Consider the following 2,923-nt stretch of genomic DNA (forward strand, 5'->3'; position numbering starts at 1 on the left):
ACGTTATAGTCCTTGTAGGATGCTACCCCAGGTATATAGTTGAAAAGATGATCCATTGAGGTCTGCGGAATCTGAACATGAATGTTCATACTGGCTTTGTCGGTATGATGGATAACCAAATCCCGGACATAGATTCCCCGCGTAGCTTTCTGCACATCATCCAGAACACCATCAGCCAGCTTGGCTCCTTTCTCTTGCAAATATGGATACTGGCTGGAATAATTCCGCAAATCAAATTTGCGGTCATCATAAACGGTTAAAGTTCCCGCCTCGGGATCAGCCGCAAAATGCAACATATGCGAGCGCCCATTCATGATGTGTTCCATAGCATTGCCACCTTGATCATAAAGAGCCTGTACCAAAGATTTTACATCCGTTACCCCAGAAATATCTATAATAGTAGTCTTGATATCCGCTCCAGATTGTCCACTGGCCGGCCGATCTGCATCCGATGGATCGTCCTTTGACTTGAACTGAAAGTTAAACCACTGATCTGCGCAGGTAGCACAGTACACCCGGAATCCTTTACCATCCAAATCATCCGGCAATGACAAACTGTTGCTCGAGGCATATGCCTTGAAATCAATCGTATAAGCGCTCATATTGCCCTGCGACAAACTGATGACCTGGCTGTTACCAGCAGATTCTCTAGCATACGCAGTTACTTTCAATCCTTTAGTTCCTGCCACTGCATCGCTGCCATCACTAAGATACGCGCTCTGTGCTGACATAAGCGAAATAAATGCATCAGCCACGGTCTTCGTATTGTCATTCGCCATATATGACCTGAGGGAATTCAAATCGAAAGTTATCCCGCTCGGCAAGTGCTTCAAAGCTTCAAAAGATGTTGGCACCTTGCTGTCAATGAATTCAATCGTTCCTACACCGCTAGTACTCAGAGCCTTGCCTTGAAGTGCCTCAATAAACGCTTCCAGCTTATCACTGTCCGTGGTATCATAAGCCGTGAGGTCCATCGTGTAGCTCGCACGCGGCCCCTCATGGTAAGCACCTCTATCAACACCACCATTAGCTACCGTCACATTACCATTATAAGCCGTTACCGTCTCAAAATTCACAGTCGTCGTTGTCGGCGCTATCGCATCAGCCCCGGCCACTGACGAAAAACCATCCGTAGTTGTTATTGTAGCACCCGAATAAACAGACGTAAGTGTCATCTGACCATTAGCCATAGACAGTCTGACATAACTATCCACGGCATTGTTTGGCTTATAGGTATCCCAAGTACATAATTTGTAATCGGAAAGATTGGCATCCCTGCCTACCTCATAAACGCCCGTAGAATCACGCGTTATCGAACCGCCATCCACAATACGTACATAAGCGGTCCCGCTTGTTCCAGAACAATTAATCGCTATTCCAGAACCTGTAGGCGCTCCACCCACATTCAACGCCAGGCTAGCCGGGCTGCCACCGCTGCCGCCTACGTAATGAGCTGGTACATCCACTACCTGCGTGGTAATATCGGTAGCAGGATCATGATACTCCTTATAAGTTGCTGGTACATAGGTGCCCGCCGAAGCCGGCACACCCTTAGCACTTTTATTCCCTAAACCTGTAGACGTAGCACTGCTGCGCCCATATTTCTTGCTCTCACCGCCGCCTATAGTTTTCTCAGCTGAACCTGCGGACTGGCTCCATCCCTTCACCGTGGCATTATTAGCTGCTGAACCAGAATAAGCTGTAGTGACACTGACAACATTGCCACTACTAGTCGCACTGCCTACTACACCTTTACCGCTGATAGCTGATGCCACCGCACTCGCTATACCAGCAGAATCCAAACCGTTGATATTTATCTCCACTACATTTTCACTGGAACCTGCACCATGGCGATAATTCTTGCCCGTAGGATTATTCGTCAGTACATAATAAGTAGCACTTGAACCTGAACTATTGCTGGCCGTATAAAAGCCCACGCCTTCCGCATTCGACGAATCATAACCGGAAAAATCAACAGTAAAGGAAGCTGGGGACGCTGTCGTAGGTGGATCATAGTAGCCATCCGCACCACCTTCAAGATTCTTACTGGTCAGATTCCCTAACAGCGGCTCTATCGTTACCGCTGTCGTACTATAAAACGGCAATACCGCAAACGGCCCTGTCTGACCATCCAGCGTATCATACTGATCAGCAATCAGATTCAAGGTACCGCTTTCCGGCACCGGCTCTGGCTTGTCCAGGATTCGCCAGGTGTAGATTTCATCCACCTTTTTGTCGCCCACCAAGAGCAGCTTACCGTTGTAGTTCGTTTCGTACGCAATATCATGTACCTGATCAAACCCCTGCGAAATCTCCTTTTGTATCGTAAGCCGATCCAAGTCCGTATTCGTATCATTATTCGCATCAAGAACCTTGGCCTTGATTGTCCGCATAATCTCCAGCTGTTCCTGAATGGCTCCTGCCGCCACATTCAGCATAGTCTTACCATTCTGCACATTCGTAGCATCCTGTTCAAGTGCTCTTAGCCGTACCCGCATACGCTCAGAAATCGAATACTCTGATGCACCATCACCTGCGCCAGTTATTTTGGTTCCCGTCGCCACTTTCTTGAGCTTCTTTCCCAAAGAGGAAACATTCTTGTTCAACTCTCCCAGTGAAAGCATAGCCGATGGGTTATTCATTACCGTCATAGTCATAGCCAATCCCTCACGTCCCTATGAAATAGGATTCTATCCTTATCCTCAAAGACAAAGCCTGCTATTTATTATATCGTTCTGACGCATTTTTTCTTAAATCAAATTTTAACTGTCGATGACAGTATTTAAAATCATGCTTGCAGCAAAGACAAAACGCTACTGTTATTTTGGTTTGCCTGTGCCAGCATAGACTGCGCAGACTGGGTAAGCACATTATACTTCGTGTATTCTGTCATTTCCTTGGCCATATTCGCATCCCTTATGGT

Annotated in this window: 2 protein-coding genes; both read right to left on the bottom strand. The window is 47.0% G+C overall.

Annotation, left to right across the window (positions count from 1 at the left end):
* A partial coding sequence (locus BM181_RS14845) for a flagellin N-terminal helical domain-containing protein (protein WP_075445876.1) occupies positions 1-2,657 on the bottom strand: 2,657 nt, incomplete at its 3' end.
* Between the two features lie 131 nt (positions 2,658-2,788).
* The coding region (locus tag BM181_RS14850) for a flagellin (protein ID WP_256211404.1) at positions 2,789-2,923 on the bottom strand (135 nt) is incomplete at its 5' end.

This window comes from Pseudoselenomonas ruminantium (genome assembly GCF_900113715.1).
GTDB classification, from domain to species: Bacteria; Bacillota; Negativicutes; order Selenomonadales; family Selenomonadaceae; genus Selenomonas_A; species Selenomonas_A caprae.